The organism is Bradyrhizobium sp. CCBAU 11357 (assembly GCF_028128865.1).
In the GTDB taxonomy this organism is placed as follows: domain Bacteria; phylum Pseudomonadota; class Alphaproteobacteria; order Rhizobiales; family Xanthobacteraceae; genus Bradyrhizobium.
The window spans coordinates 93,186-118,849 of record NZ_LBJW01000101.1; the positions used below are offsets into that span (position 1 = coordinate 93,186).

17 protein-coding genes are annotated in these 25,664 nt (G+C 59.4%); 6 read left to right on the forward strand and 11 right to left on the reverse strand.

Annotated elements, in window-relative coordinates:
* Nucleotides 1–336 precede the first annotated feature (336 nt).
* From XI05_RS19310 to XI05_RS19320, 3 genes are all read left to right on the forward strand, one after another.
* Nucleotides 337–747, forward strand: a complete 411-nt coding sequence (locus tag XI05_RS19310; protein WP_271504597.1) for a hypothetical protein — start codon at nucleotides 337–339, stop codon at nucleotides 745–747.
* 306 nt (nucleotides 748–1,053) lie between these two features.
* Nucleotides 1,054–1,344 carry a hypothetical protein gene (locus XI05_RS19315; protein WP_220004001.1) on the forward strand — a complete coding sequence of 97 codons (291 nt, stop codon included), beginning with the start codon at nucleotides 1,054–1,056 and terminating at the stop codon, nucleotides 1,342–1,344.
* A gap of 573 nt (nucleotides 1,345–1,917) precedes the next feature.
* Nucleotides 1,918–3,075: a glycosyltransferase family 2 protein gene (locus tag XI05_RS19320; RefSeq protein ID WP_271504600.1), complete on the forward strand. Its 1,158-nt coding sequence runs from the start codon at nucleotides 1,918–1,920 to the stop codon at nucleotides 3,073–3,075.
* A gap of 52 nt (nucleotides 3,076–3,127) precedes the next feature.
* On the opposite strand, the gene XI05_RS19325 is transcribed toward XI05_RS19320, so the two are convergent.
* The gene (locus XI05_RS19325) at nucleotides 3,128–3,586 is read right to left on the reverse strand and encodes a thiol-disulfide oxidoreductase DCC family protein (protein ID WP_271504604.1); all 459 of its coding nucleotides are present in this window, start codon (nucleotides 3,584–3,586) and stop codon (nucleotides 3,128–3,130) included.
* Entirely contained in the window at nucleotides 3,576–5,216 is a 1,641-nt protein-coding gene (locus tag XI05_RS19330) for a hypothetical protein (RefSeq protein WP_271504607.1), read from the reverse strand. Before XI05_RS19330 ends, XI05_RS19325 begins: the two co-directional genes overlap by 11 nt.
* Before the next feature lie 341 nt (nucleotides 5,217–5,557).
* On the opposite strand from XI05_RS19330, the gene XI05_RS19335 reads away from it, so the two are divergent.
* Nucleotides 5,558–7,090 carry a lipopolysaccharide biosynthesis protein gene (locus XI05_RS19335; RefSeq protein ID WP_271504610.1) on the forward strand — a complete coding sequence of 511 codons (1,533 nt, stop codon included), beginning with the start codon at nucleotides 5,558–5,560 and terminating at the stop codon, nucleotides 7,088–7,090.
* Here the strand turns inward: XI05_RS19335 and XI05_RS19340 are convergent.
* From XI05_RS19340 to XI05_RS19370, 7 genes are all read right to left on the reverse strand, one after another.
* Nucleotides 7,077–12,314 (reverse strand): Ig-like domain-containing protein, encoded by a 5,238-nt coding sequence (locus tag XI05_RS19340; RefSeq protein WP_271504612.1) that lies wholly within the window; start codon nucleotides 12,312–12,314, stop codon nucleotides 7,077–7,079. The genes XI05_RS19335 and XI05_RS19340 overlap by 14 nt on opposite strands.
* A gap of 219 nt (nucleotides 12,315–12,533) precedes the next feature.
* On the reverse strand, nucleotides 12,534–14,327 hold the full coding sequence (locus XI05_RS19345; protein WP_271504615.1) for an ABC transporter ATP-binding protein: 1,794 nt from the start codon (nucleotides 14,325–14,327) through the stop codon (nucleotides 12,534–12,536).
* A gap of 50 nt (nucleotides 14,328–14,377) precedes the next feature.
* Nucleotides 14,378–15,373, reverse strand: a complete 996-nt coding sequence (locus XI05_RS19350) for a glycosyltransferase family 2 protein (protein ID WP_271504618.1) — start codon at nucleotides 15,371–15,373, stop codon at nucleotides 14,378–14,380.
* A complete protein-coding gene (locus tag XI05_RS19355) occupies nucleotides 15,370–18,300 on the reverse strand; it encodes a trifunctional glycosyltransferase/class I SAM-dependent methyltransferase/polysaccharide deacetylase (protein ID WP_271504621.1) in 2,931 nt (976 codons plus the stop codon). Before XI05_RS19355 ends, XI05_RS19350 begins: the two co-directional genes overlap by 4 nt.
* The gene (locus XI05_RS19360; RefSeq protein ID WP_271504624.1) at nucleotides 18,297–19,415 is read right to left on the reverse strand and encodes a glycosyltransferase family 2 protein; all 1,119 of its coding nucleotides are present in this window, start codon (nucleotides 19,413–19,415) and stop codon (nucleotides 18,297–18,299) included. Before XI05_RS19360 ends, XI05_RS19355 begins: the two co-directional genes overlap by 4 nt.
* A gap of 54 nt (nucleotides 19,416–19,469) precedes the next feature.
* Nucleotides 19,470–20,453 (reverse strand): UDP-glucose 4-epimerase GalE, encoded by a 984-nt coding sequence (gene galE, locus XI05_RS19365; protein WP_271504627.1) that lies wholly within the window; start codon nucleotides 20,451–20,453, stop codon nucleotides 19,470–19,472.
* Between the two features lie 289 nt (nucleotides 20,454–20,742).
* Nucleotides 20,743–21,129: a hypothetical protein gene (locus XI05_RS19370; protein WP_271504630.1), complete on the reverse strand. Its 387-nt coding sequence runs from the start codon at nucleotides 21,127–21,129 to the stop codon at nucleotides 20,743–20,745.
* Nucleotides 21,130–21,378: 249 nt separating this feature from the next.
* Between XI05_RS19370 and XI05_RS19375 the strand changes: the two genes are divergently transcribed.
* The gene (locus XI05_RS19375; RefSeq protein ID WP_271504633.1) at nucleotides 21,379–22,377 is read left to right on the forward strand and encodes a glycosyltransferase family 2 protein; all 999 of its coding nucleotides are present in this window, start codon (nucleotides 21,379–21,381) and stop codon (nucleotides 22,375–22,377) included.
* On the opposite strand, the gene XI05_RS19380 is transcribed toward XI05_RS19375, so the two are convergent.
* Nucleotides 22,366–23,562 (reverse strand): glycosyltransferase, encoded by a 1,197-nt coding sequence (locus XI05_RS19380; RefSeq protein ID WP_271504635.1) that lies wholly within the window; start codon nucleotides 23,560–23,562, stop codon nucleotides 22,366–22,368. The two genes, XI05_RS19375 and XI05_RS19380, sit on opposite strands and share 12 nt — an antisense overlap.
* Before the next feature lie 108 nt (nucleotides 23,563–23,670).
* Between XI05_RS19380 and XI05_RS19385 the strand changes: the two genes are divergently transcribed.
* The gene (locus XI05_RS19385) at nucleotides 23,671–24,720 is read left to right on the forward strand and encodes a glycosyltransferase family 2 protein (RefSeq protein ID WP_271504638.1); all 1,050 of its coding nucleotides are present in this window, start codon (nucleotides 23,671–23,673) and stop codon (nucleotides 24,718–24,720) included.
* A gap of 63 nt (nucleotides 24,721–24,783) precedes the next feature.
* On the opposite strand, the gene XI05_RS19390 is transcribed toward XI05_RS19385, so the two are convergent.
* On the reverse strand, nucleotides 24,784–25,602 hold the full coding sequence (locus XI05_RS19390; protein ID WP_271504640.1) for a glycosyltransferase family 25 protein: 819 nt from the start codon (nucleotides 25,600–25,602) through the stop codon (nucleotides 24,784–24,786).
* Between the last annotated feature and the right edge of the window lie 62 nt (nucleotides 25,603–25,664).

Below are 25,664 nucleotides of genomic sequence, written 5' to 3' on the forward strand. Positions count from 1 at the left end.
GCGATCTCGGTACTTCGTGATTTCCTTTTTACGATGTTCGCTACGTTGAGCGAGCTGTCAACCGACGGCCGTCACACTCACGACAGTGCGATGCCAAACCGAAGGCGCATTGACCAGCAAGTAGGCAAGTCTCCGCATCGCTAGGGATGCAGCGGATATCTCGTATCGCGAACACCTCACGACTCGTCGGAAGCGATCCTCACGCGAGCGCAGCCCTCCCCGGACACGGCGAACGACGTGCCTTCAAATCGTCAATTACGGCATCTATCAACTACGGGATATAGACGGTAACAGGTTAACTCTGAGGCAGAATTATGCGTGGGCGCTGGTAGTTTGATGGCTGGACTCCTCATCATATCTGTTCTGCTCGCGATTGGCTTCGCGGCCGGCTACGGCACGCGTGAGCTGATCTCTCGTAAGCGCCACGCCGAGTACTTGAACCTGCAGCCCTACGTTTCGCCTGCGCTCAGAACCAGGCGGCCATCTTCCGATGAAAGCACCAGGACGCGATACGCCACACCTCAACCCGCAATAACTGAGCAGGCGAACTATGACATGCTTGAGTCGTTTAGACCCGTATCAATTGGGGAGCCGAAGCCAGTGAAATCCGGGCCTGCCGGCGCAAGCTTGCGTTTGATCGAGCCGCATTCCTCCAAGCCCGATACCGGATCCTTGCAGTCCGTGGACATTGAGCAGAGCCTCGAAGAACTGGTCGGACTCCTGCTGCGCAAAAAACAGGGCGATTAGGGCCCTTTCCTCCGAAGCGTCTGGTCACAAGCCTCTTACCGCATTTACGTGTCAGCCTCTTGCCGAGACGGGGTGGGAAGTAAGCCCCTGGAACCGAGAAGCACCGGGTTGTCAGCAGGAGAGCTCCGGGATCCCGGTGGGAATCCAGGGCACCGGGTCGATGACAGAGCACGTTTTACGGCGGAACCGCCCGCCCGCAGCATAGGCAGGTAAAGACTGGCCGGGGCCGCGTAAAAATGGTATGTTTTTAGCGGTTCTGTGGCTACAATACGGCCCGTCACGCGTCCGGAGAGCAGGAGGGCAGATTTGGTTGTGCTGATGATCGCAAGCGCCGTGGCGGGTGTTCTTCTGGGGCGTTTTCTTCGCGCATATGCTCTTATTCCCGCAACGATGCTAATCTTGGCTGCAGCATGGTATTTGGGCCTCGAGCAGGGTTTCGCGACGGGCGCGATCGCATTCGTCGCTAGCGCGGTGGTCTTGCAAGTCGTCTATTGCGCGAGCCTGCTGATCTATCTGCTCATCGCGAACCTCTCGGTGCTGGACCAGGTGCAGTCGGAGGCATCACCGCAGATGCCTGAATCGCAAATCGCAGCCTAAGACACCTCTTCCTGAGCGGCGACCGAGAATGTTGTCGCAGGCCCGTACACTGTGACAACCTCCCGTAGAAGCGCCGCACCTGCTTAGTTCATGCAGACCATCCCGCAGGGCCGCATTCCTGCCGGTGTTTGTGAGCGCGTCGTTTACGCGGCATGATCCCCCTGCGCGCGTGATGCTCCGCTGACGCTGTTGGCCGCAGCTCCAATCTGCTCAACGACAATATCTGCTACACCCGACTGAATACGCGTGTGAATGCGTGGCGGAGACTTCTTCTTTGATTTTGATTTCGGCTCGTTGAAACTTCAGCGGAATGGCTGTGTTGCACCAAGTCGAGCGGGCCAAATGCATTTAGACGAGACGAATCCGCGACAAGCTGACGCGACACAGCTCAGGACGTTTGGGAATAAATGGCAATGCAATTTACTTGGAACCGATGCGAAGCCGCCGGCCGATATTCCCCACGGGTTTATGATGCTAGATCAACCCGCTGAGACAACATGACTCTCCATAGCACCTATATTCGCCGTCTTTATGTAGACAATGCAGATGTGATCGGTTGGCTGGAAATTTAAAATGGAAGTGCTGGCGAGAGCAGCGGCAGGCGGTAACGGCGCGCGGAACGCGTTGCAAGACTTGATCGTAAGGGGTCAAGCGGCTGTCGCGCTTTTGACGCCAACGCGATCACGGGCCAAGCAGCGTCCCGATCCGGTCGTTCACCGGATTGATACCCGCCCGCTCGACTACGGCCCCGATGAGATCGTGGCTGTCGGCAAGCTCCGCAACGAAATGCTGCGATTACCCGAATTCCTGCGCCATCATCGCCGGCTTGGGGTCCAACGTTTCCTCGCGATCGATGACCGTTCGGATGACGGCACGCGAGCATTCCTGCTCGATCAGCCGGACGTTCACGTGTTCGAGATCCGCGAACCCTTTGCAGAATCAAGTGGTGGCGCGCGTTGGACCAGCGCCGTGCTCGACCAATTCGCGCCAGGACGGTGGGCGCTGACGCTCGACGCCGACGAACTCTTCGTCTATCCCGGTTGCGAAAATTTTGATCTTCGATGGCTGTGCGGATATCTGGAGAGCACCGGCGCCGATTGCATGACGGCGGAGATGGTCGATATGTATCCACGCTGGCTCGGACGCCCGGAGCGCTACCAAGCCGGTGAGAGCCTCGTCGCGTTCTGCCCCTACTTCGATTCAGACACCTATGTGAAGCGCCGACGGCGCGGCTTTCCGAACAGCTACCTGGTGGGCGGTGCGCGAGCGAGGCTGTTTTATGACGAACCGATACCGCCGAAGATCGCCGTTTATGACGCACTTGTACAGTTGCTTGAGCCATACGGGCTGGCGCGGCTGCTGCCTACAATTAACATCACGCGCTGGCAGCCACCGCTGCTCACTAAAGTGCCGCTCGCGCGCTGGCTGCCCGGCCGGCGCTATATCGCCGCCGGTCACCTGATGGCTCCTCCGGGCAAGCCAGGCGATGTCACAGGCGCCCTGCTCCATTTCAAATTCCTCCACGACTTCACCGATAAGGTCGCAATCGCGGTTAGCGAGGGGAACTACTATCTCGGATCGGTCGAGTATAAGCGCTACGCAGAGCGGCTCGATCAAAATCGGTCTTTCGAGCTCATCTATCCGAAAAGCCTGATCTACCAATCATCCGACGACCTTGTCCGTTGCGGCCTGATGCGTCTCTCTCCGGCCTATCAGGCCGCGATGCGATAACCTGCCCCACCGCTTCTTGTACACAGGGGGCGCTGGAGCCTGCCTCCAATCGTCACCGGACTCCGTCGTTGTGCTTGATGTTTTCGTCGGTAGGACCGACCGTTATCCGGTGTTCCGGAGCATTGATCTCATCGATCAGCTTGCGGCCGAGAAGCCGAAGGAGAAGCTTCCTTCCACGTACCAGTGCCGGATAAAGTGCCCTTGCGAGGCGTGGCCGGGAGAACACCAGCCGATTGAGGCGATTGAAGACAGTCGCCTCACCCGCAAGCGTTGCCAGCAGATGCATGGCATCGGCGCCATGGTAGTACCGCCCACGCCTGCGAACCACCATGCCTTCATTGAGATCGAGGTTGCGAGCGCGGATATCGCCGACGAGCGGATGCTCCGAACGCGCGTCGATCAGGTGAATGCGCTGCCCACGCTCCCGTAACTGGTACAGCAGAACATAGCGGCTGCATAGTGGGCAGTCGCCGTCATAGACCACCCAGATCTCGTCATCACTATGGGTCAATCCGATAATCCGTTCGCTTCCGAACGTCCCGCAAAAGCTTGCCCTCCGCCAGGCCGAGGCACACTGAGTCCACCACATAGTGATAGGCGACGATATCGTCCATGGTCAGCTTGTTGAATTCGCCATACAGCCATGGATTGGACAGCATGTGGTGCGGATAGGCATAAAAGCTGTTGTTGTCCTTCACCCAGGGATAGATGCGAAAAAAGCGATCCGTCTCGCGGACCAATTTTTGCACGGCCTCCATGGCCACGCCCGTGTCCTGACGCGGAAGGATCTCCGGGCCGCAGGTGGTCGCATCGTGCCAAGTCGCAAGATCGTGGTTGTTGCCGCCAACGCGAGCCCGGAAATGATTCTCAGGGATGTACATGGTTCCGGTCCCGATCATGTACGAGTAGATGCCGAAATACGTGGAAGGCGCGAGAACCTGGCGACCATCGCGAGTCTCGACGAAAAGCCGCGGGCTTGCCAGCTTCGGCCCGTCCAGCCATCCGAGGTGATTGGTGTAGAAGAAGAACCGGCCACAGATGACAGTCACGACCATCACAACCTTCATCGCCGGGGTGAACCCATCACGCGGCAGCGTGCGTGCCGCAGCTACGATGAACAAGTTGAGCGCAATCCAGAAGAAGAACAGAGCCCCGAGAGTGAAGTACACGCCGATGTGGAAGACGTCGAACAGCAAGCAGAAGAACGACAGCGCGCGCGTCGAGACAGCAGCCAGGGGCGATAGGAGCTGAGCCCCCAACACGAAGACGTTGAAAATCAGCTGGTTACTCACGATCGCGTCCCAGATCGTCTGCAACGCGCCCGGCCATAGGCCGAGCGGGGCGTCGCCGCGTTCGAGTCCCATCAGGATTGAGGTTTGCGTGGGATTTGCGAACAGCCAGGTCCATGGCTTCTCGCCACCAGCCTGCAGCTTTGCGATTCCCGACCAGAAATAGCTGCCGACATGCGCCCCGACGGCGCACGCCCAAATCAACCCATAGGCGCGGTCGCGAAGTTGCTTCACGTTATCTGCGGAAGCGAACAGGGTCCGCAGCCACGGCACGCGATCCATCACCCAGGCGCTGGTAAGGACGATCGTGCCGAGCACGCCAAGGACGGCGAAGTTACCGACGTCGAGCATACCGAGATAATCGGTCTCCGTCACGAAGATGCCGGACACCATGCTCACCATTTCGCGCCACGCATGATAGAAGTAGAATAGCGGCACCAGAAATGAAGGACGCCAGATCGCGGCTATTCCTGCCACAACTGCAAGCACCGCACCGTAGCGGAAGAACAGAATCTTGTCGCCCGAACCGAACAGGATGTTGGGCGGCCCTGCGAAGGGCCCCAATGAATCGAACAGCAACTGCACGAAGATCGTCATTCCGATCGCGAAGGCGGTGATCCGTAATGGCGGCGAGAAATCACGGTAGCGAATGGAGCTGAAGGCGAGCGCGCCGGCAAATGCCGAGCAAACCAGCACCAGAGCGTAAATGTCGGACCAGCGCGCGAGATGCGTGACGGCCCGCCGCGAAATCGCAGACAGAATGACGGCTACTGCAAGGAGGAAGAGAGGTCCCGCAAGCGACGCGATGCCAGACCGCGCTCCTTGCCGTGATGCAACAGTATACAACGTCATCCCGTCTCGGACCTCCGGAGCTTCGCCATCGAGATCCACCGAACTTTATAGAATGACTAGCGGTCTGCAAACATCGCAAGCGCAGCCTGCTCTGCTGGTGTGAGTGCTCACAAAATCATCTCACGGAACCTCAGCACTGCGAACCGAAATGTGACAAACTGCGGGCATTGATGTGACCGCAAGTGTCCGCATTGACACTGGCACGTCCCGCCATCGCTGAAATGAGTTTCGAGCAGGCTCGCCGATCCCACATCGTCCAATCACGTCTTCCGTTCGTGTCGAGGCCAAGCTAAAAGCCGGAAACGATCGGAATCTCCCTCGTGCAGCGCGCTGGATTTCCCGTGACATTTGCTGGCAGGCGCAAGACCGCGCAAGAGGTGTTTGAGATCGCGGGGGTGTGCTCGTTGGACAAAGACAGCAAGTCACGGGCCGTAACCAACATCCTCATAACGAGCGGGTCGCAGGCCTGGAAACTGTCGGCCGGTTTTGTCCTGACGATATTCTCGACCCGGAATCTTGCCCCGTCCGACTTCGGCCTGCTCGCCATGTCTGCGACGGCTGCAACGTTCCTCGGGCTCATCAAGGACGTCGGCGTTGGACAGGCCATCATTCAACGCACGGAAATCGCCAAGGGCCAGATCGATGCGCTGTTCTGGCTGTCGGTGCTCGCTTCCGCGGCATCTGCTCTCGTTCTGACGTTGAGCGCGCATCCGGTTGCGCTGTTCTACGGCGATGCGAGGCTTCAACAGCTCATGATCGCAATTGCCGGCCTAAGCTTCATTGCTGGCCTTCCGACCGTTCCGGCGGCGCTGCTTGCAAGGGAATCCCGGTACAAGGCGCTGGCAATCCTGGATGTCGCTGCGACAACCGCTTCCGTTGGCACCGGGATCGCCGCCGTGATCATCTTGAGAGACTATTGGGCACTTTACCTGTCCACGCTCGTTCTCACGGTCATTTCGACAATCGGGATCTGGGCCTATTCCGGTTATCGCCCTGGATATCCCCATCTGGACAGCGAGACGCGACACATGGCGCGATTTGGCCTGCACGTGTCAGGATTCAACCTCGTCAACTATCTCTCGAGAAATGCTGATAACATTCTCATCGGCAAATTTCGAGGCGGCGACGAACTCGGCCTGTACGATCGGGCCTATAAGCTGTTGCTGCTGCCGATCGTCCAATTGCACAACCCGATCGGCCAGGTGATTGTCCCGCTGCTTTCGCGGCTTCTTTTCGATAAGGAGAGATATCTCAGCACCTACAACGATGCCCTTTCCATGGTTATGCTCATATGTCAACCGGGCATCGTGTTCGCCATCCTGCTCTCGGAGCCGCTCTTCAGAGTTCTCCTTGGCGAGCAGTGGGTGGGTGCAGCCACGATTTTTTCTTGGCTTGGTGTTGCGGGCTTGAGCCAGGTCGCAACCGCGACGGCAGCTTGGCTGTTCCTCAGTCAAAGCCGTGGCCACGAGTACTTCAGGCTAGGCGTTTGGACCGCCCTGATTAACGTGACCTCATTCCTCGTCGGTCTTCCCTGGGGCGCGCTTGGCGTCGCGGCGGCGTACACGCTGGTGAATTGCACCGTCGTGCTGCCGCTTTACGCGATATCTATTGGTCGTCATGGCCCGGTGACGACGAGGAGCCTGGTCAAGACGACTGTCCCACATTGGATCGGTTGTGGCGTTGCGGCGGCCGTCACAAGGATTTCGATGATCTCATTGCTGGATGGAAACTCTCTCGCTGGGCTGGTTACGCTGCTGGCGCTTGCCTATGCATCGTATCTCCTCGCCATGATCTTCTTCGCGCGGAAACGGGAACTTGCGAAACGCGCATTGCGCAACGTTGTTCGAAAGGCAAAGACCTTCAGCGAAGCATGAAGTCATGCGACTCCGCCCGATGGACATCAATCGGGGTTACCGCGTGAACGGCGTCGACCGGATGAAGGATCGAGTCAACATCGGGATAAGTGGTGGCCACGAGGAGCCCTGCCTTGGCCGATTCATGAAAAGCCTCGTTGATTACCTCATATGCGGTGGGCATAGCGGACTGCTCGAACACGAACCCGTCGTCTCCCAGGCGCGCGGTGCCGACGGCCGGTGCGGTAAGAGGAGCCTGCGACGGCGCAACCGTCGAAAAATCAAAGCCGGCCTTCGGAGGGTCGATGACCAGCGTGCCCCCGGATCCGTCGCTCGAGAGATTGAAGGTCGAGTTGGTATAGTCACCAACGAGCGAGATATGTGCCGTGTGATTTTGAGCATCGACCACAGTCAACACGCCACCGGCTGTATCGCCAGAAAAGGACGCCGACGTTCCCGCTCCGTACGCGATGTCCTTCAGGTCGATATGGTTGGAATTGGACGCGGTGCCGTCACCTGTCAGGCCGATGAGCGTTCCCGTAAATTGCGACGCGTGGTCCAACACCAGATTGCCGGTCGACGCCTTGAAGGTGATCGACCCGGAAGCGGCGTCGGACAATTCGAGCGTGGCGCCGGGGTCGACCGCCGCGGCCTGTGACATATTGCCGAGATTCAATACGACATTTCCGGAGATCTTGAGGATAGTCGATGACGTATTGATTACACCATCGCCGTTCAGGTCCTGATAAAACGTCGTCTCGACCGCTTTAAGAGCAGGATCGGTCGGGGACACCTTGTTCAGGACGTTCGATACATAGTTGCCCTTGCTGTCCGTCGTCCACACACAGAGTTCGCCGGTGGCCGGAATCTTCCAGGCCACGTCATAGCCGCTGGTCGTTTGCTCCACGCCCACCGGCGTCCAAGCGCCGAACTGTCCCGACACAACCGCTACGCCGCCGTACTTCAAGGTCGGTCCCGCGCCGCTGGCCGTCGCGTCGAGCAGGTAATTCGAGCCGACCTGAACCAGGCTGGTTGAGCCGGACGCCTCGATTGTCGTGCCTGAAACCTTCTGAGGCGTTGGTGGAAGACCAATCACGCCATCACCGTTGAGATCCTGGTGAAATAGGGTCTCGCTCGACTCAAGTGCCGGGTCGGTGCCGGACACCTTGTTCAGATAGTTGGATGCGAAATTGCCGTTGCTGTCCGTGCTCCAGACCGCGAATTGGCCCGTCGAGGAGATCTTCCACCCGACGAGATAGCCGTTCGACGACGCTTCCGCAGCCACCGGCACCCATGCGCCAAGCTGCCCCGCAACAACCGCCGTTCCGCCATTCTTCAAGATCACCGATGAGCCGGCCGTCGAAAGGTAGAAATTGCTTCCCGACTTGATGAGCGCTGTCGTGCCGGTCGCTTCGATCACCGTACCGACGGCGGAGCTGAAAGCGCTCGAAAGCTGGCTCAAATTGCCGGCGATGTCGGTGGCGGTCGCGGTGAAGCTGTGTTGCCCTGCCGTCAGCGATCCGGTGGTGACGCTCCAGGCCCCATTCGTCGCCGCGACGCCCGTGCCGAGCAAGGTCGAGCCTTCGTACAGCCGGACAGTGCTTCCGGCTTCTGCCGTGCCGGACACGATTGTCGCGCTCGAAGCTCCAGGTGCGCCCGAGGTCAGGACAGGTGCAACCGGGGCACGCGTATCGACCGTGACGTTCAACGCACCGGAGGAAGCGCTGACGTTGCCGGCGGCGTCCGCGATCTTGCCGGTAAAGATGTGATTGCCGTCCGCCAACGTTGCGGTGGCAAAGGACCAGGCTCCGTTGGTATCGGCGATCGCCGTTCCGATCATCGTCGCGCCGTCGAAGACCTGCACCGTGCTCCCGGCGTCCGCGGTTCCAGTCAAACTCACGTGGTTGACATTGGTGACGCCATCGCCGGCAACGTTGCTGTCTGGCGAGAACGACGCGAGCTTGGGCACGTTCGGGGCGACCGTATCGACGGTGACATTCACCCCGGCTGAGAGCGCGGTGAGATTGCCGACACCGTCCATCGCCGCGGCGGCAAAGGCGTGGCCGCCTTCGGCCAGCATTGTGGTCGCCATGCTCCAGTTGCCGTTACCGTCGGCGATCGCCGTGCCGATCTGAGTTGTCCCGTCGAAAACCTTGACGGTTACACCTGCCTGCGCGCGACCGGTGAGGATCAGATGATTTGTATTGGTGAGGCCGGACACGATCGCGCCGCTGTCGTTGACAGCCGAGATCGTCGGCACGGCGATAGATGTCATCGCCATCGGCGAATTCGTCGCGGAAACGAATGAATAGTCGGCCGACGTCAAGCTGGTTACGCCCGCGATGCGCAGCGTGTCCGCTCCACCCGCGTAGTGAACGGTCCAAACGTCGTTCACATGGGTCAAATAGGCGCCGCTATCGTAGCCTTTCAGAATCAGCTTGTCATGTTCGGCAGTCGCGCTCGTGAACACGTGGAAATCGGCGACCGTATCGTTGCCGCTGGCTACATTGTAGATGAACGTATCGTTTCCGGCTCCTCCGGAAAGCCAGTCATTCCCGCCCGCGCCATCCAGGAAATCGTCGCCGCTCGAGCCGACCATACGGTTTGCCGTTTGGTTGCCGACGCCCGCGAGCCCGCCCATCATCAACGTCAGGTTTTCGACGTTTGCCGACAACGTGTACGACGTCCACGCCTCCACGCTGTCAACGCCGCCGCCGGGATTTTCGACGATTTTCTGGTTCGCGCCTCCGATGACGTAGGTATCGTCGCCGTTCCATCCGACGAGCGTATCATCGATATTGACCGCCGAGAGCTTGTCGTTGGCCGCGGTGCCGTACACCATGCGGCTGCTCGCCTTCCCGCTGATCCACGACGTGATCGTCCCGCCGACCGGGAGTGTTGCTGGCAATTGGAAATCGTCGCTGGTGAATGCCGAGACCGTCGTGTTGCGGAACACCAGGGTGTCCTGGCTGGTCAACTTCAGGCAGACGTCGCTTCCGACCTGGGTCATCGCCGCCCGCACGTCGGCGAATGAGGTGAAGGCAAAGCCGTTGAGCTGGACGACATCGTGTCCGGCGCCTGATCCCGGCGAAAAGTCGGTTATGATGTCCGAACCGTCGCCGGAGTTGACCACGAAACTATCCACACCGCCGCCGCCGGTCAGGATATCATTGCCGAGCCCGCCGGTGATCACGTTTGCCGCGGCATTGCCGATGATGATGTTGGACTGAATATTGCCGGTGGCGTTGATGGCGGCCGAACCGGTGAGGGTCAGATTCTCGACGTAGCTCGAAAGCGTATAGCTCACCGAGGCGTTTACCGTGTCGATGCCTCCGCCATAGGCTTCGATAACCTTCGCACCGGAATCGGTGACGACATAAGTGTCGTCGCCGGCACCGCCGGTCATGACATCGTTGCCTCCTGCACCACCGATCAGGTCATTGCCGGACGTGCCGCTCAGCGTGTCCGCAGCTGCGCTTCCCGCGATCGTGTTGGTCGGCGTGCCACTCGTGAGCAGGGTGTAGTTCGCAAGCGTGTACTCCGGCAATTGATAGGCTTTGATCGAATCGATGGTCATCGTCGCCGTCGATCCTGGAGCGGCGTTGCCGGGCCAGCTCCCGCCCATCGCCAGATTGGCGATCATGTACATCGCCGTATTCATGTCGGCGGGCGTGGCCTGCTGCGCGACCTCGTTCCCGTCGACGAAGAATGTCAAGTCGTAAGGCGTCCATTTGAGCGCGAACGTGTGTTCTCCAGTGGTCAGGTTGGCTGTATTTGCCCAGCCCCCATTGGTCGCCGGCGCGTAGGGCGAGTGAATGGCCCAATGCGCCTGGTCAGGATCCTGACCAAAGGCTTCGAGCACATCGATCTCAGTATTGAGGTTATTGGCCGTGCTGGGCAGCATCCAGAACGCCGGCCACGCGCCGCTCGTGCTGGGCAGCGTGGCCGTCATCTCGAAATAGCCGTAGGTCTGAGTAAAGCTGTTCTGGGTCGAGATCATGCCCGACGAAAATATGGCACTGCCCGTATAGGGCGTTGCGCTCGCAGGCAACGGTTGCGCCGTGATGACGAGGTGACCGTCCTGAATCGAGAACGGATTGAGCCCGAGCGACGTTGATGCCTGGGCGGCCGGCAGCCCGGAAAAGCTGGGATCGACATACACCTCCTGTTCGCCGGCCAGCCCGTACCCTGCGGCTCCGCTCCAGGCATAGCTCGTGCGCCAGGTCAGGCTCGGATCCTGACCGGCGGAGAGCGTGTTGAAGTCGTCGTTGAAGGTCTGGACCAGTCCGGTCAGGGGACTGACGATGTTTATATTGGCGGCCGTGAGATTCTGAAGGCTGGTGTTTTCAAGCGTTATCGTTTCGCCGCCAGCGATCGTCAGGACAAGGTCGGTGCCCACCGGCTTCATGGCCGCCGTGACGTCGGCGAACGTCTTGAAGCCGGTGTTGTTGAGCTGCAGGATGTCCCCGCCCGCGCCGGCCCGAAAGTCGGTGACAATGTCGTTGCCGTTGCCCGCTCTCACGATAAAAGTGTCGCGACCGGCCCCACCGGTCAGCACATCGTTGCCTCGCCCGCCGTCGATCACGTTGTCGCCGGCATTGCCGGCAATGAAGTTGTTGAGATCATTGCCGGTGGCGGGAGACGGAACGCTATCTGTCAGGACAAGATTTTCGACGTTCGGCGCATTGACGAGGCTGTATCCGTTAATGTTCCAGACGCGGATCGTATCGATACCCTCTGCGGCCTGCTCGACGACCTTGGTGTTGTGGTCATAGACATAGTAGGTGTCGTCACCTGCTCCGCCGATCAGCGTGACGCCCGTGCCGCCGGCCTCCATGCCGTCATTTGTCACACCGGTCGTCAGCGTACCGCCCGCGGCGACGGTACCCGCCCAGTTCCATGCCGTTCCGCTCGCTGGCAGCGGATTGTCCAGCGCGACATTGCTTGGAACCAACGTCGAAAGCGCAACGTTCTGCAGCGTCAGGGTTTCGGTCGACGACAGCGTTACGACCGTATCGGAGCCCACTTGGGTGGCCGCTGCCAGCAAACTGGCGAACGTCGCAAAGCCGTAGTTTTGCAATCGCAACACATCGCCGCCCAAGCCCGCCTGAAAATCAGTGACGGTATCGGAGCCGTATCCCTTCGAGACAACGAAAGTATCGCTGCCTGCGCCTCCGGTCAGAACATCGTTTCCGGTACCGCCAAACAGAACGTCAGTACCGGCGCTTCCATTGATAATGGTCATGATGGATTGCGTGCTCCTTTTACGTGCACACAACTATGCACGCGTTCAAAAGAGCCTTATGGATTCGACGCAATTTGACCCATGACGCGAGAATCAGCTGACGGCCTGGAGATTTCTGCGGAGACACCGTAGTGCTACGGGCTGACGTGAAGTCCGCGCTGATCTGCAACAAGCACGCTCAGGGCAGTACCGGTCATTCACCGGGCGAGCAGGTTCCGGCTATGGAACCGTGTTCCGCATCCGATATGTGAGCACTTCATCTTGCGAAGTGCCTGTTACGCACGCTCCTCGACTCGCCAGGACTTTCGCCGGAGGACCCTCAGCGCGAACCCGGCCGTTTTCAATGCACACCACGTGGTCCGCATCGCGCACTGAATCCAGGCGATGTGTTATCAGCAACAAGGTTCGGCTCTTGAATTGTAGCTGGATCGCGCGTCGAATGCTGTCCTCGAGCGTCAGATCGAGGGCGCTCATCGCTTCGTCCAGGATGAGGAACTTCGGATTGCGCACGATCGCTCGGGCAAGACCAAGGCGCTGCCGCTGACCGCCTGAGAAGCGCAGGCCGTGCTGTCCGATCCAGGTGTCGTATTTGTCCGGCAAGGCCTCGACGACCTCTGAAACGCCCGCGACCTGTAGCGCCCGCCGAACCTCTTCCTCGGAGGCGTCGTTCTTGGCCATCCGAACGTTCTCGATCACCGTGCCTTCGATCAGGTCCACATCCTGCCCCGCAATCGCGAGCATGCCGAGCCAATCGGTTCGCCGAACGTCTTCGATGGATCGCCCATCAACCCGTATGACACCCTCGTTTGCCGAATAGAGTCGCAACAATAGATTTACGATCGTGGTCTTACCCGCTCCACTGGCTCCGATGAGCGCAGTGGTCTTGCCCGCAGGAATGTCAAACGAAGCATCCAAAAGAGCGGGGTCGGTACCGGCATCATAGCGGAACGTCACGTTGCGAAATGAGATGCCGTTCTCCAGTTTAGCCACGGCGACGTGCCCGGCGTTCGGGTACTCCTTGTCACCTGTCGAGAGCATGTGTCTGATGGACCGAAGCTGCGGCTCGATCTGCGCCATATACAGCAAGTTCCCTTCCAGATCTCGCATATGCGGCTGCAATCGATAGAGCAACGCGACCGCGGTCAGGCTGGTCGCGAAGCCGATTCCCCATAGATCAGCGAACGCGATTACGAGAAACAGCACGAAAAGATACCCCACCTCCGTCAGAGGCGAGACCAGGGCGGATAGGCGCGCAAGGCGCAGCGCGACCTGTCGGGCCTGCGCCGAAGCCTGCTCGAAGCGCTTTTGGTGAATCTCCTCCTGGCCGTACGCGCGGATCGTTCGCATGCCCTGGAGTGTCATCAGCATATGCTCACCCAGCTTTTGATGAACCAGCTTTACGCCGGCACCCAATCGCTGCATTGGCAGCGAAAGATGGCGCAATCCCGCCGATATGATCATCGAGGCGACGAGGGCGACGACCGTTACCTTGATCGAGAGCGCCAACAGAAAAGACGCGAAGAGAAAAACCGAACACGAACTCACGACAATGCGGGTCAGACTGGCGTATGCCCCGGAGATCACCCATGTCTCGGTTCCCAACACCTCCATGAGATAGGCTTCGTCATGGCGTTGGAAGAACGAATACGAAGTTGACAGATATTGCAGATGAACGCGGTTGCGCGCGACTTCATTGATCTTCTCTCCGACACGCGCACTGATCAATGTGTTGACAAAGGAAAGAGCACCACGAGAAATGATGAGAAGGAGCAGCACGAGGGCAGTTTCGGTCGAGCTGTGAAACCAGTTCGCCGCATATCGAAGCGCTTCGCCCAGCAGGCCGCTGGTCGACGTTGCAAGCTCCACCTGACCCATGGCGAAATAGAAGAACAGGAGCACGAGAGTAATCCCGACCGTCTCCGCCAACGATGTCGCCAGGCCAAGGACGATCAGCGCGGGCGTCACCCAGCCGGGCAGTGGAGCAAGCTTGAGCAGCTTGAACAGTTCGACCAATGCAGCGCGGCGAGCACCTCTCGGACTTCGTGTGTTGTTCGCGTGCTCTGTCATCGCGATTGACTCGGATCGCCGATGGCAAATAACGAAGCCGGGGGTCGGACCACCCTGCGACGCTGATGACGCCATTTCCACCGGACTTCCAAGACGGTATCCCGCGGCACATCGTGCACGGCGACCCTGAGCGCGAGCAAGGGATTCCGTCTGCAAAGCTGTCCAAGGATTGAGACGAAGTACCACAACTGACCGCCCGTCAGAGCTCTCCGAAGCAGCCAACGCGCATAGTTTCTGAAGCCCAGGTCGAGGAGCGCCGTGCGCTCTGGGTGCCGCGCCATGATCTCATCGGCGACCAGCATCCACGACCGGAACATCCGGGGCATGTTGCTTGACATGTTGTTCGGAAGGTAGCGGTAGCCGATCTGGTACTCGGGCACGACCGCGAAGTGGTACGCCTCCGCGACACGGCAATAGAACAGCAGATCTTCGCAGCCTTCTGCCCCCGACGCCCTGAGTCCGCTCTCGAAACCTTTTGCAGCTGTGAGGGCTTCCCGGCGAACTAGCGCCGAGCTGCCGTTGCCAATGAAATTTCCCTGACAGAGATAGTCCAGCACCTCGCCTGCATGAAAGACGGGGTCGGACCTGGCACTTACGCGACTATCGGCATCGATCCAGTCATACCAGCTGTAGACCAGACCAGTCCGCTCCCCTGCATCAAGCAAGGCTTGAAGCTGTTGCTCAATCTTGCGAGGCGTCCAGAGATCATCGGCATCAATGAACGCGACGAAGTCCGCGCGCGCGGCCTGCCAGCCCGCATTCCGGGCGGCTGCCACCCCTGCATTACGCTGCTCTATGATTGTTACGCGAGAATCCTGAACCAGATGCCGCTGGACAACTGCGACCGTGTTGTCTGTGGAGCCGTCGTCCACGACAATGATTTCCAGCTCGCGGTGCGACTGGGATCTGACGCTGCGAAGCGTCTCATCGATCGTTGCACTGGCGTTGAAGGCGGGAATAACCACACTGACCAGCAGCGCACCGCTACTCATTGATACTGCTCCAGGCAGCGCGCGAATGTGTCCAGCGTGAAATCGCCTCTGACCTCAATTCGCGGCAGGTCCAACAGATTATCCTTCAGTGTTGCGGCCCGGCTGACCGTGTTGAACACGGTCTTGTAGCCGCATTCGGCCGCGAGGATTCCAAGCCGCTGATTGGTAGAGCCAAAAGGCGCAGCAAGCGAGGTTATCGATCGCCCAAGCCATCGCTCCAACTGTGCACGGGATCGCGTCAGTTCCTCGGCGAGAGTCCAGGTCGCAAGTTCCTGGCCGCGCGGGTGGCTCGCCAAATGGCTACCAAAGGATACGCCCTCGGCGGCAAGCCCGGCGATCCTGGCCGCATCGAGCAGCGAAGCCGGCTCTCCAAACGGCGCATCCCATTCAGCCCGCCTTCCCACGAAATCGGTCGCAATGAACACCTCCGCCGAGAAATCGTTTGCCTGCAAGATCGGCCATGCATACTCGGCAAAGTCCTGGTAGCCATCGTCGAAGGTGATCAGCACCGGCCTGCCCACGAACGGATGATTGCTTGCTACGAACCAGGCGAGCTGATCCGAATTGATCGTGTGGTAGCCATTGCGGCGAAGCCACAGCATCTGCTGCCCGAACGCATCCGGAGACAAGCGGTACCGCGCCAGTTCGTCTGGTCCTTCTGTCGCAATTCGGTGATACATCAGGACCGGAGCGTGCGTTCGTCTTTCGCATTGCGCGACGTCAAACCTGCGCGCCACGGCCCCGCCCCACACGATGGATCGCGCAAGCTCGACCTCAATCGGCGCGTCGATAGTCGCGCATTTCACCTGTATGTCAGGGGCAGCTTCGCCCGGGAGTAACCGCCTGAACCGATCGATACGGTACAGCTCCGTCTCGATCGATGTCTCCAGGGCGAGCCCGGGCACGCCCTGGAGAATCCGCCTAATCGTCTCCGCCCCATACGGACTCTCCCAGTCGAAGCCCGTTCGCGACATGTTGTCCTTCAGCACAAAGGCATGGGCCGCCACCAGGTCACCGCCAGGACGCAGCGCCTGCACCAGTCGCTTCGCGACCGATTCTAATTCGGCCTCGTCATTAAGGTAGTAAAGGACCTCGGAGCAGACGATCAGATCAATGTCCTGTGGGAGCGGATCGGCGGACAAATCCAATTGAGTGAATTCGATATTCTGATGGCCATTGCATCGAATACGGGCGCGATCGAGCGCCTTGGTCGAGATATCGGCGGCCCTGAGGCGCTTGACCTTGGGTGCCAATTGCCATGTGAAATGTCCCTCCGCACACGCAAGCTCAAGCGCTTGATCCACTGGCCGGTCAGGCAGGAGCTCGAGCTGCCGGCTATACTTTTCCTGTTCATACGGCGAACCGTAGTTCCAGGGATCCTCTTGCTCGAAGAAACCCTCCCAAAATTTCTTGCGCGCGGTGTCTCGAGATCTTCTGACACATGGCATAGGACTGCTCGAAGCGGAGATGCCCGAGATGGCTCGCGACCGCGCCTCACGTGAGGCCCGCGAGGCCAACTCGCGTAGCCGCCCCCGGTGAGTATCTCGGCCGTCTCGCATGAAGGATTGAAGTCGTTCTGTCCGCTTGTGGAGTGCGATTTTTGCCCGAACCAGCCTTCCGATCTGGTCTTTGACCTGCAAATGAACGAGGCCATGGGCGGCCAGCGCGATCCAGAAGCGGTTGTTGACAGTGCCGAGGGCACCAATATCGAGCAGCGTCAGGATGCGAGGCCCGTCACAGAGATAGACATACAATCGATCGACAGTCCCGATCGGCCTGATCGTATCGATACGGCGAAGGTCAACGCGCGTGCCGAACGTCAACGTGAGGACCCTGGGCGCCGAAAGGTCGTCATAGTCGAGCACTTTTCGCTCAAAGCGGTATTGACACTTTCGCCCTGCCGCCGGGTCGCTCCATGCGTGCCCCATTGCTGAAATGAGGCTGGTTACGCCCTTCCCGTATTGCGGCCATCGTTCCGCCAGCCTGGCGGGCACCGTTCTTGCCCCGACCATCACGGCATCGAGCAAAACAGAGGCAACGAAGTCCGCCGTTGTCTCGGTGTTTGGAATGTTGCTGAGCGTTTCCGGCGATGGATCGCTGGCATTCTGGCGGCCGCAGTCAAATCCGGCACACCAGAGGGCGAAATACGCGTACGCCGCCGCGGCGCTGCCGGATGCAGTTGACGCTCCAGCTTGATGTGCGGGTGCCGGCTCGCTGACGCGGTCGTCACTCGAAAATCCGCGTGCAATAACCACACGCGCGTCGGCCAGCATCCGTTTGACATCTTGCGTCAGTGAACGGTCGCTTGTCCGGTAATAGCTCAATTTCTCGTCGACATGGATCCACCTGCCGCCGCAGCGGGCGATCCGTTGCCACAGGTCCCAATCTTCGCACGTGCGGAGGCTGGTCTCAAAGCCGCCGACCTTTGCAACCGCGCTCTTCAAGACGAGCACGCCATGGATGAACGTGGCACACGTCCGAGCGAAACGCTCGAAGGCGTTGTCCTGGATGGCCGGATCGCAGCGAACGGGAGTTTCACTGCCGTCAGGCATAACCCGGCAACAATTGCAGTAGGCCGCCACCGCCGAGGGGTCGCGATCCAGCGCAGCATTCATCTGCGCAAGAAAGGATCGATCAATCCAATCGTCACTGTCCAGGAACAGTATTCGTTCGCCGCGCGCGCTTGCAATTCCCTTGTTGCGGGCACCGGAAGCGCCTGCTCCGTCAGACTGTAGAACCCGAAAGCGGGAATCCCGCGCCGCGTATTCAGCAACGATCTCGGCCGTGGCATCGATCGAACCGTCATCCACGACAAGCGCCTCCCAGGAGGGGGCGCTCTGCGCGAGCAGGCTGTCAAGCGTTTCAGCAAGGGTTCCTGCAGCGTCGCGGGCGGCGATCACGACGGACGTACGCGGATGGGCTGTCATCTGCGAAATCTTTGGCGATGATAGAACAGCAATCCGGCGAGATATCCGGTCACCTCCTCCTTCAGGAAGCGGTCGCGAATGCTGTCTCCTTCCATTGCTTTCCGGAGCAGCCGAGCGAGGTACCAACGCGGCTTGTGATAGTAAGCCAGACGCCGGTTCGCCGAGATCCCGGTTCGCTCATACTGCACCAAAAGTGCGGCCGCATGACCGCGCATGTAATGATAGATCTGGCTGGCCAGTCCATCCATTGTCCTGCGGTGAAAATGGAATGCGACTGACGCCGGAGTGTAACGACACGTGTAGCCGCCCGCCAGCAATCGATACCAATACTCCGAGTCGCCCGAGCAGCCGGCCTGACCGACGTCCAGGCGCTCATCAAAGAGCCCGACGGCCTGAAACACCTCACGCCGGAACGCCATGCTCGCTCCGGCGCCGAGGTCCCACGCGGGAAGGACCTGGCCGTGATGCGATCGGAAGGCTGCGCTGTCGTAATCCTGTTCGCGATAGCCCTTGCCGAATCCCCAATACGTCTCGAAGTGCCGTTGCGCCTCGGTCGCGAGCTCGGCGGGAAGCACAAGCCCAGTCACCGCGCCGACCTCGGGAGAGTCAAACGCACATGTCAGTTGCTCCAGCCAGCGCGGGTGAAGCAGCACATCGTCATCCGTATAGGCGACAATATCTCCAGTCGCCTGGAGCGCGCCGGCATTGCGCGCAATGTCCAGGCCGGGTCGGTCCTCCCGAATATAGGTTGCCGCCGCGGCCAACGCGACATCCCGGGTCCGCCGATCGCGCGATGCATTGTCTACGACAATGATTTCTCGCGGAGGATGGGTCTGCTGCGGCAGCGACGACAAGCATTTGCTCAGCTCGTCCGGACGGTCGCGCGTGCAGATCACCACGCTCGCCGAGAGCCTCACTTTCGTCGGGGTTCGCACTTGGGAATCGACGGCTGACAGGAAGGTGTCGTCGATATGATCGATCCTGGCGTCCGTTATCTGGCCTTCATGCATCAGCACATGGCCGATCGGCCGGTCGGCGCGCCAGAACACCGTCATGCCCTCGTTCAATGTCGTTTCCGCAACATCGGACGCCGACGTCACGGAGACATGCGCCACGCCTCTTCCCAGTCCAATTCCTGCGAATGGGGTATCGATCATCTTCGTGCGAAATTATGCCGGCGGGTTGCTATCGCTCCACCTCAGTGCAGTCTCAATAATGAAATCAATCTCGGATTGCCGCGGGCTCCAACCGAGCTCCCGCTTGGCTTTGGCAAAGGAGGCGACGAGCGTGGGCGGGTCGCCCGCGCGGCGTGGGCCGCGGCAGACGACCGGATCGTTTCCGGAGACACGCCTCACGGCCTTTATTAGATCGAGCACACTTGTGCCAACCCCTGTACCGAGATTGAAGACGTGAGTACCGCCTCGCGCCACCAGCATGTCACCTGCGAGAAGGTGCGCCTGCGCCAGGTCGTTGACGTGGATATAGTCCCTGATTGCACTGCCATCCGGCGTCGGAAAGTCCGTTCCCAGAATGGTGAAAGGCCGATCGGGTCGGCGCACAGCTTCGATCGCCAGCGGAATGGCATGCGTTTCCGGTTCGTGGCGCTCGCCGATCTCTCCGTCCGGATCACAGCCCGCCGCGTTGAAATAGCGCAGCGAAACCGACGACATCTCGTACGCGCGGCCAAAGTCCTCCAACATGCGCTCGCTGATCATCTTGGACCAACCATAGGGATTGATCGGCGCCTGCGGATGTGTTTCGTCTATCGGGGTCTGCTTGGGAATTCCGTAACTGGCACACGTGCTGGAAAAGAGCACGCGCGAACAGCCGGCCGCTCGCATTGCCTCCAGCAGTGCAAGCGTTCCTCTCGCGTTATTGTCGTAATAGATGGCGGGATCAGCCACGGATTCGCCGACATAAGCCAGTGCCGCAAAGTGCGCGACAAGATCCGGCTTGTAGGTGTCCAGCGCTGCGCGAACGCCGGCTGAATTGCGAATATCGCACTCGACCAACGGTCCCCAGCGCACCGCATCGCGCCAGCCTCGGGAAAGATTGTCGAGCGTCACGACATTCCAGCCCGCCATTGCAAACGCCTTGCAGCAATGCGAGCCGACGTAGCCGGCACCGCCGGTGACCAGAACGGTCTTTTTCATCTCGCCGCGCCCGCGCGTTGCGCTTCGATCGGAGCTGGGACACTGCCGAGATTTGTCGGGCCCGCGAAATCGTTACGCTTCCTTATCAACCTTCGCGCCAACAACACTCGACTCCTTGTCCCGAAGCATGAACTTGTTCTTAATCTCCAACCTTCCAAACCCATCAATTCATATCTAGATGGATTGTGGCTTCATTCGTACGATCGAACGGCGGCGCGCAGACGCGTGAAGCTGCCACGCGCAGTTGTAAAGGACCGAAACGGTGCAATCCGTGGATTGATGTTGCGAATTATTGCTTCGCCGCGGTCTCGTCCGCGGGATAGAAACGCGCCTGATGCGCTTCGGATAGAACCTGTCCCGTCGATGATTTCACGAGGGCGGTCCATTCATACACACCCGGCTTGCAAGGACCAAATGTCCGGATCGTCCCCGATGGCACGACGCCATTGCTCGGAACCGGAATGTTCTGGCCTCCCATCTCGCGAGTGCCTTCTGCAAGTGTGAGCGTCACCGACGTGGCACCGGCGGGAATATTGCGCAGGCGCATCTCCGGATTTGGGAACAGCGTGACACAGCCGCGTACCCCGCGCCATGAAAAATCCAACGTCATCGGATCGGCCGATGCAGGATGACAGGCCGCCAGCAACAAAGGGAAGGCAACAACAACAGCTCTCACATATTGCTCCGATCAGTTTCGCTTCCGATCTTCGCGCGATCGGGGCACGCACTATTCACGATTTACGCAGAATAGATCGCCCATTTTAAGGCGCCATCGGTAAGCCCACTGCAACCGATGCATCAAAAGAAGCAGCCACGAGTTGGCCATTTTTTTGACGGATCGTCGGGACCTCCTTTGGCGTGCATCAACGACCATTCCCGCGCCTGCCAACGGATTGAGCAAACAAGGGCAAGTGGTAGCTAAACCGTGTCCAGAAACGTCCTGATCGTCGTACCCGTTTTGAACGAGGCTTCCCATATCGAGACCGTTGTCCGCAATCTGGCGCGGGACAGTCTCGACGACGATCGCACGATAGTGGTTGCAGATGGCGGCAGCACCGATGGGACGCCTGAGATTGTTCGCCAGCTCGGCAAGGAGATTCGCGGCGTCCACCTGTTGCGCAATCCCCAGCGGCTGCAGAGTGCCGGGGTCAATCTAGCCGTACAAGTCTATGGTGCTGCGGCGCAGGTCCTGGTGCGGTGTGACGCCCATTGCGAATATCCAGCGGATTATGTTTCGAGCCTCCTCAAGACTCTGGACGATCGCAAGGCGGACTCCGTCGTGGTCCCCATGGACTCTCGTGGCGAGGGTTGCTTGCAGAAAGCCGTCGCCTGGGTCTCTGACACCAAGGTCGGTTCGGGCGGATCGGCACATCGCGGCGGAAAGCAAAGCGGCTTTGTCGATCACGGGCACCATGCCGCGATGACCATCGATGCCTTTCGCAGGGCCGGTGGTTACGACGAAACCTTCACTCACAATGAAGATGCAGAGTTTGACTGCAGGCTGCGTGCACTCGGCGGCCGGATTTTTCTGGATTCGGACATCCGCCTTTCATATCGACCGCGGTCGAGTTTTTCGAGCCTGGCGAAGCAGTACTTCAACTACGGGCGTGGTCGATCGAGAACGGTGAGACGGCATCCAGGATCGTTGCGACTGCGTCAATTCCTGGTGCCCACCCATGTTGCATTGACGCTCGGCGCCATCATGCTGTCGCCGGCTGCGCCGCTGCTGTTGACCTGGCCGGCGGCCTATCTGGCGATACTGGCCCTCACCGCAATGATGATTGCAGTAAAACATCACTCAATTTGCGGGCTGCTTGCACTGCCGGCCGCCGTCGTGATGCACTTCGCGTGGGCACTTGGCTTTTTCTGGGGCATCCTGTCGATCCGCCAGACCACCTGGCAGATGACCCCTTCAGTTTCCTGAACGCTTCAGAACCTGGGCACTGGCAGGCGCGCCCACACGCCGGCCGGCCTTCGCATAGGCGGCCTCGGTCAGGCGGGCAATCGAGGTCCACGTCGGCACGGAGTCGCGCAGATCCAGCATTCCTTGACTCTTGGCGTTCCGATAGTCGGGGTCGCTGATCAAGCGCTCGAGCGACCGGGACAATGCGGCGGGATCACCTGGAGGAACGAGCGTCCCCTCCGCCCGATCGCTCAGCCATTCCGAAAACGTTCCAAGGTTCGAAGCGACGATCGGACGTCCCGCCGCGATCGCCAGCATCAGCACACCGGATGCGTCGATATCCCGGTACGGAAAAGCCAGGATGTCAGCGCGCGCGACCAGCGAGGTCACTTCGTCTTCCGGAATGAACCGCAGGTCGAATTCGACATGGTCCTCGAGCTGCAGATCCTTCACCATCGCAAACAGCGGCTCCATCGGCATTTCCGGCCAGCCCACGATCTTCACCACGCAACGTGCCCTGACCTCTCGGGGAAGCAATGCAAGCGCGCGAAGCATGACGTCGACGCCCTTGTAGGGCTTTATCTTGCCGAACAAGAGTATTTGAACGCGCCCGTCCGGGGCCGCGGACTCGTCGACAGGTCGGGCGATGTGATCCGTCAGCAATCCGTGCGCGATAACGGAAATCTTCTCTTCCGGAATACCAACGCGCAGCAGGCGATCACGTGCAACGGTCGTATGAACGATAAGATGGTCGAAGCAATGCAGAATCTTGAACGCGCCGATTCGCTGTATCCGCGAGCTCGGATTGTTATTGAACGGATTCGAGTCATGAACGGTCAGAACCGTTGGCGCGACCCTCCTGAACTTGGGAATGAACTGGCTGTCGACGATCGCCAGCGGTGCCCATTGAAAATGGATCACATCTGGCGGCGTCTTCCTGAAGCGCCTGATCAGCCGTGTCATTGATTCCGCGTGACTGAGTCCCTTCAGCCCCAGCTGCACGTTGCGCGGAAGTTTCTTGAAAAAGCGCGACTGCAAACCCGGATAAAAATGCCGGTCAAGAAACAGGTCCTCATCAACGGAAGGCTTCTGCCCAAGCTGGCGCCCGACAATGCTGGCTGCATGCCCAATATCGTTCAATCCTTTGGCTAATTTGAGATCATATGGCCACGTAAACAGTGACGGATCGATCAGAGCGATTTTCATGCGATTGCCTCACCAAGCATGCTTTGCGGACCGTAAAATTACTTCTGGCTCATCAAGGCATAGATTGATAGCCTCTTTTGCCACCTGCAAATTTGTGAGCGACACGCGTTGAAGATTAGCATCGTCATAACAGTCTACAATTACGAACGGTATGTCGGATTGGCAATCGACAGCGCGTTGAATCAGACCCGTCCGGCGGACGAGATCGTCGTCGTCGACGACGGATCGATCGACGGTTCCCGCCGGATCATTGCCGGCTATGGTGACAGGATTCGAGCCATATTTCAGGCAAATCAGGGCAACATCGCAGCATTCGAAGTTGGGTATCGCGCAGCGACAGGCGACGTACTGCTGTTCCTCGATGCGGATGACATCCTGATGCCGACGGCGGTCGAAAACGTTGCTGCGCACTGCCGCGAAGGTGTTTCGAAAGTTCAGTTCAATCTGGATATCATCGATGACGCCGGCAGGCGACTTGGGCGTTCGTTCTGTGCGTTTCCCAAATCCTACGCGCCGGACGATGTGCACGCAGAATTTAGCCGGTCGGGAACGTACATCTGGCCAGTCATGTCGGGAAATGCGTACTCCCGAGAGTTTCTTCGACAGGTCATCCCGCTCAATCCGCCCGTGGGATACGACGGCGCCCTCAACACGATCGCGCCTCTTTACGGAGACGTGGTCACGGTGCAGGAAACCCTCGGGCAATATCGGCTCCATGGCAAAAACATCAGCCGAAATGACGCGAAGGGCCGGGCGCAGCGGTTTCCGGATTTTCCCAGGCAGATCGGGTTCCGCATCGCAGAGTTCGACATCCTGAAGGCACATTGCGACAGGAAGTCCATGCACGTGCAAGCGGCACGGCCGATCGATAACGAGATCGTCTTTGTCAACTATCGCCTCGCGTCCCGTAAACTGGGACTGCGCTATGTTGGGCAGGACGCGGACACGTCGAGTTCACTTCTGCGCCGTGGGATATGGCTTGCGCTGACCACGACCACACATTGGCGCGCCGCCGCCTCTCATATCGTCTGGTTCACAGGGTTGTTCTTGAGCCCTTCCTGGCTTGCGTACCAGCTGATCATGCTCCGCTTCAACAGGGCAGAACTCCTGAGGCCGCTCGTCAAGTTCGGAAGTGTCATCCGGCGCAAGCCCGCCTGAGCGGGCCACGGGGCAAACGTAACCCGCCTCGTCAAATCTCGTGCCGCGCCCTCAAGGCGTCAATCACATGCTTTCGATCGTACGAATTGTCTCCGGCATTGGCGCGGAAAGACTGCTTGCGCCGGCGAGGCGGACGCGAATCCGCCTGTCGGACTGTCGAAGGCGGATATTTTCCGACAGGCGCAGAACATATTCCTTTGATTTCCACGCAAACCGAGCCGCCCTGTCAAACGCAGTAGGCTCGCGGACCGACTCCGCCGCCTTTGCGATCGAAGATGTCAGCGTCAGCTCAAGGCACGGAAAAGGAAACAAGGCATAATTGTGGAGGCCATTTGCCCAGAAGCGGTCCATCTCCCAGTCGATCGGCCGATGAATCGTTGTCACGCTGTCGATGAACCGACGCGCGGCATGGCCGGAGATCAGATATGCTTGCGTTCCCATTGGCGCACGCTCAAACCGCACCAATTCCCGCTGATCCAGCCAGGCCACGTGCTTGCATGACGCCATGTGTCGCCCATACAGCCGGAGATAGCCGATCTCAGCAGCCTTGCAGATGTCCGGAAGCGATCGGAAGCTGAACCCGGCATCGAGAATGACGTCGTCTTCGATCACAAGTGTCCATGAATTGTCGGCATCTGAAGCTGCCACTTGCGCCATGACACTCATATGACTGGCTGCGCAGCCGATCTCGGCACGTGAAAGGCCCCTGCCCCAAAAGCGGATGGCCAGCGCCTCATCATATTGCGGGAGCCCCTTGGCCGGCACACGCAAAGCATCAAAAAAAGTCCATGGAATCTCAAGCGACTCCAGATTTGCACTCGCGCGCTCGCGGCGCGCGGAGCCCGCCAAACTAATCGCCACAATTTTGAGATTGCTGCCCATGGATTGATCAGTCCGACATCCTTGATTGGGAACCGTATTGCATGTGATCTCCAAACGATTAC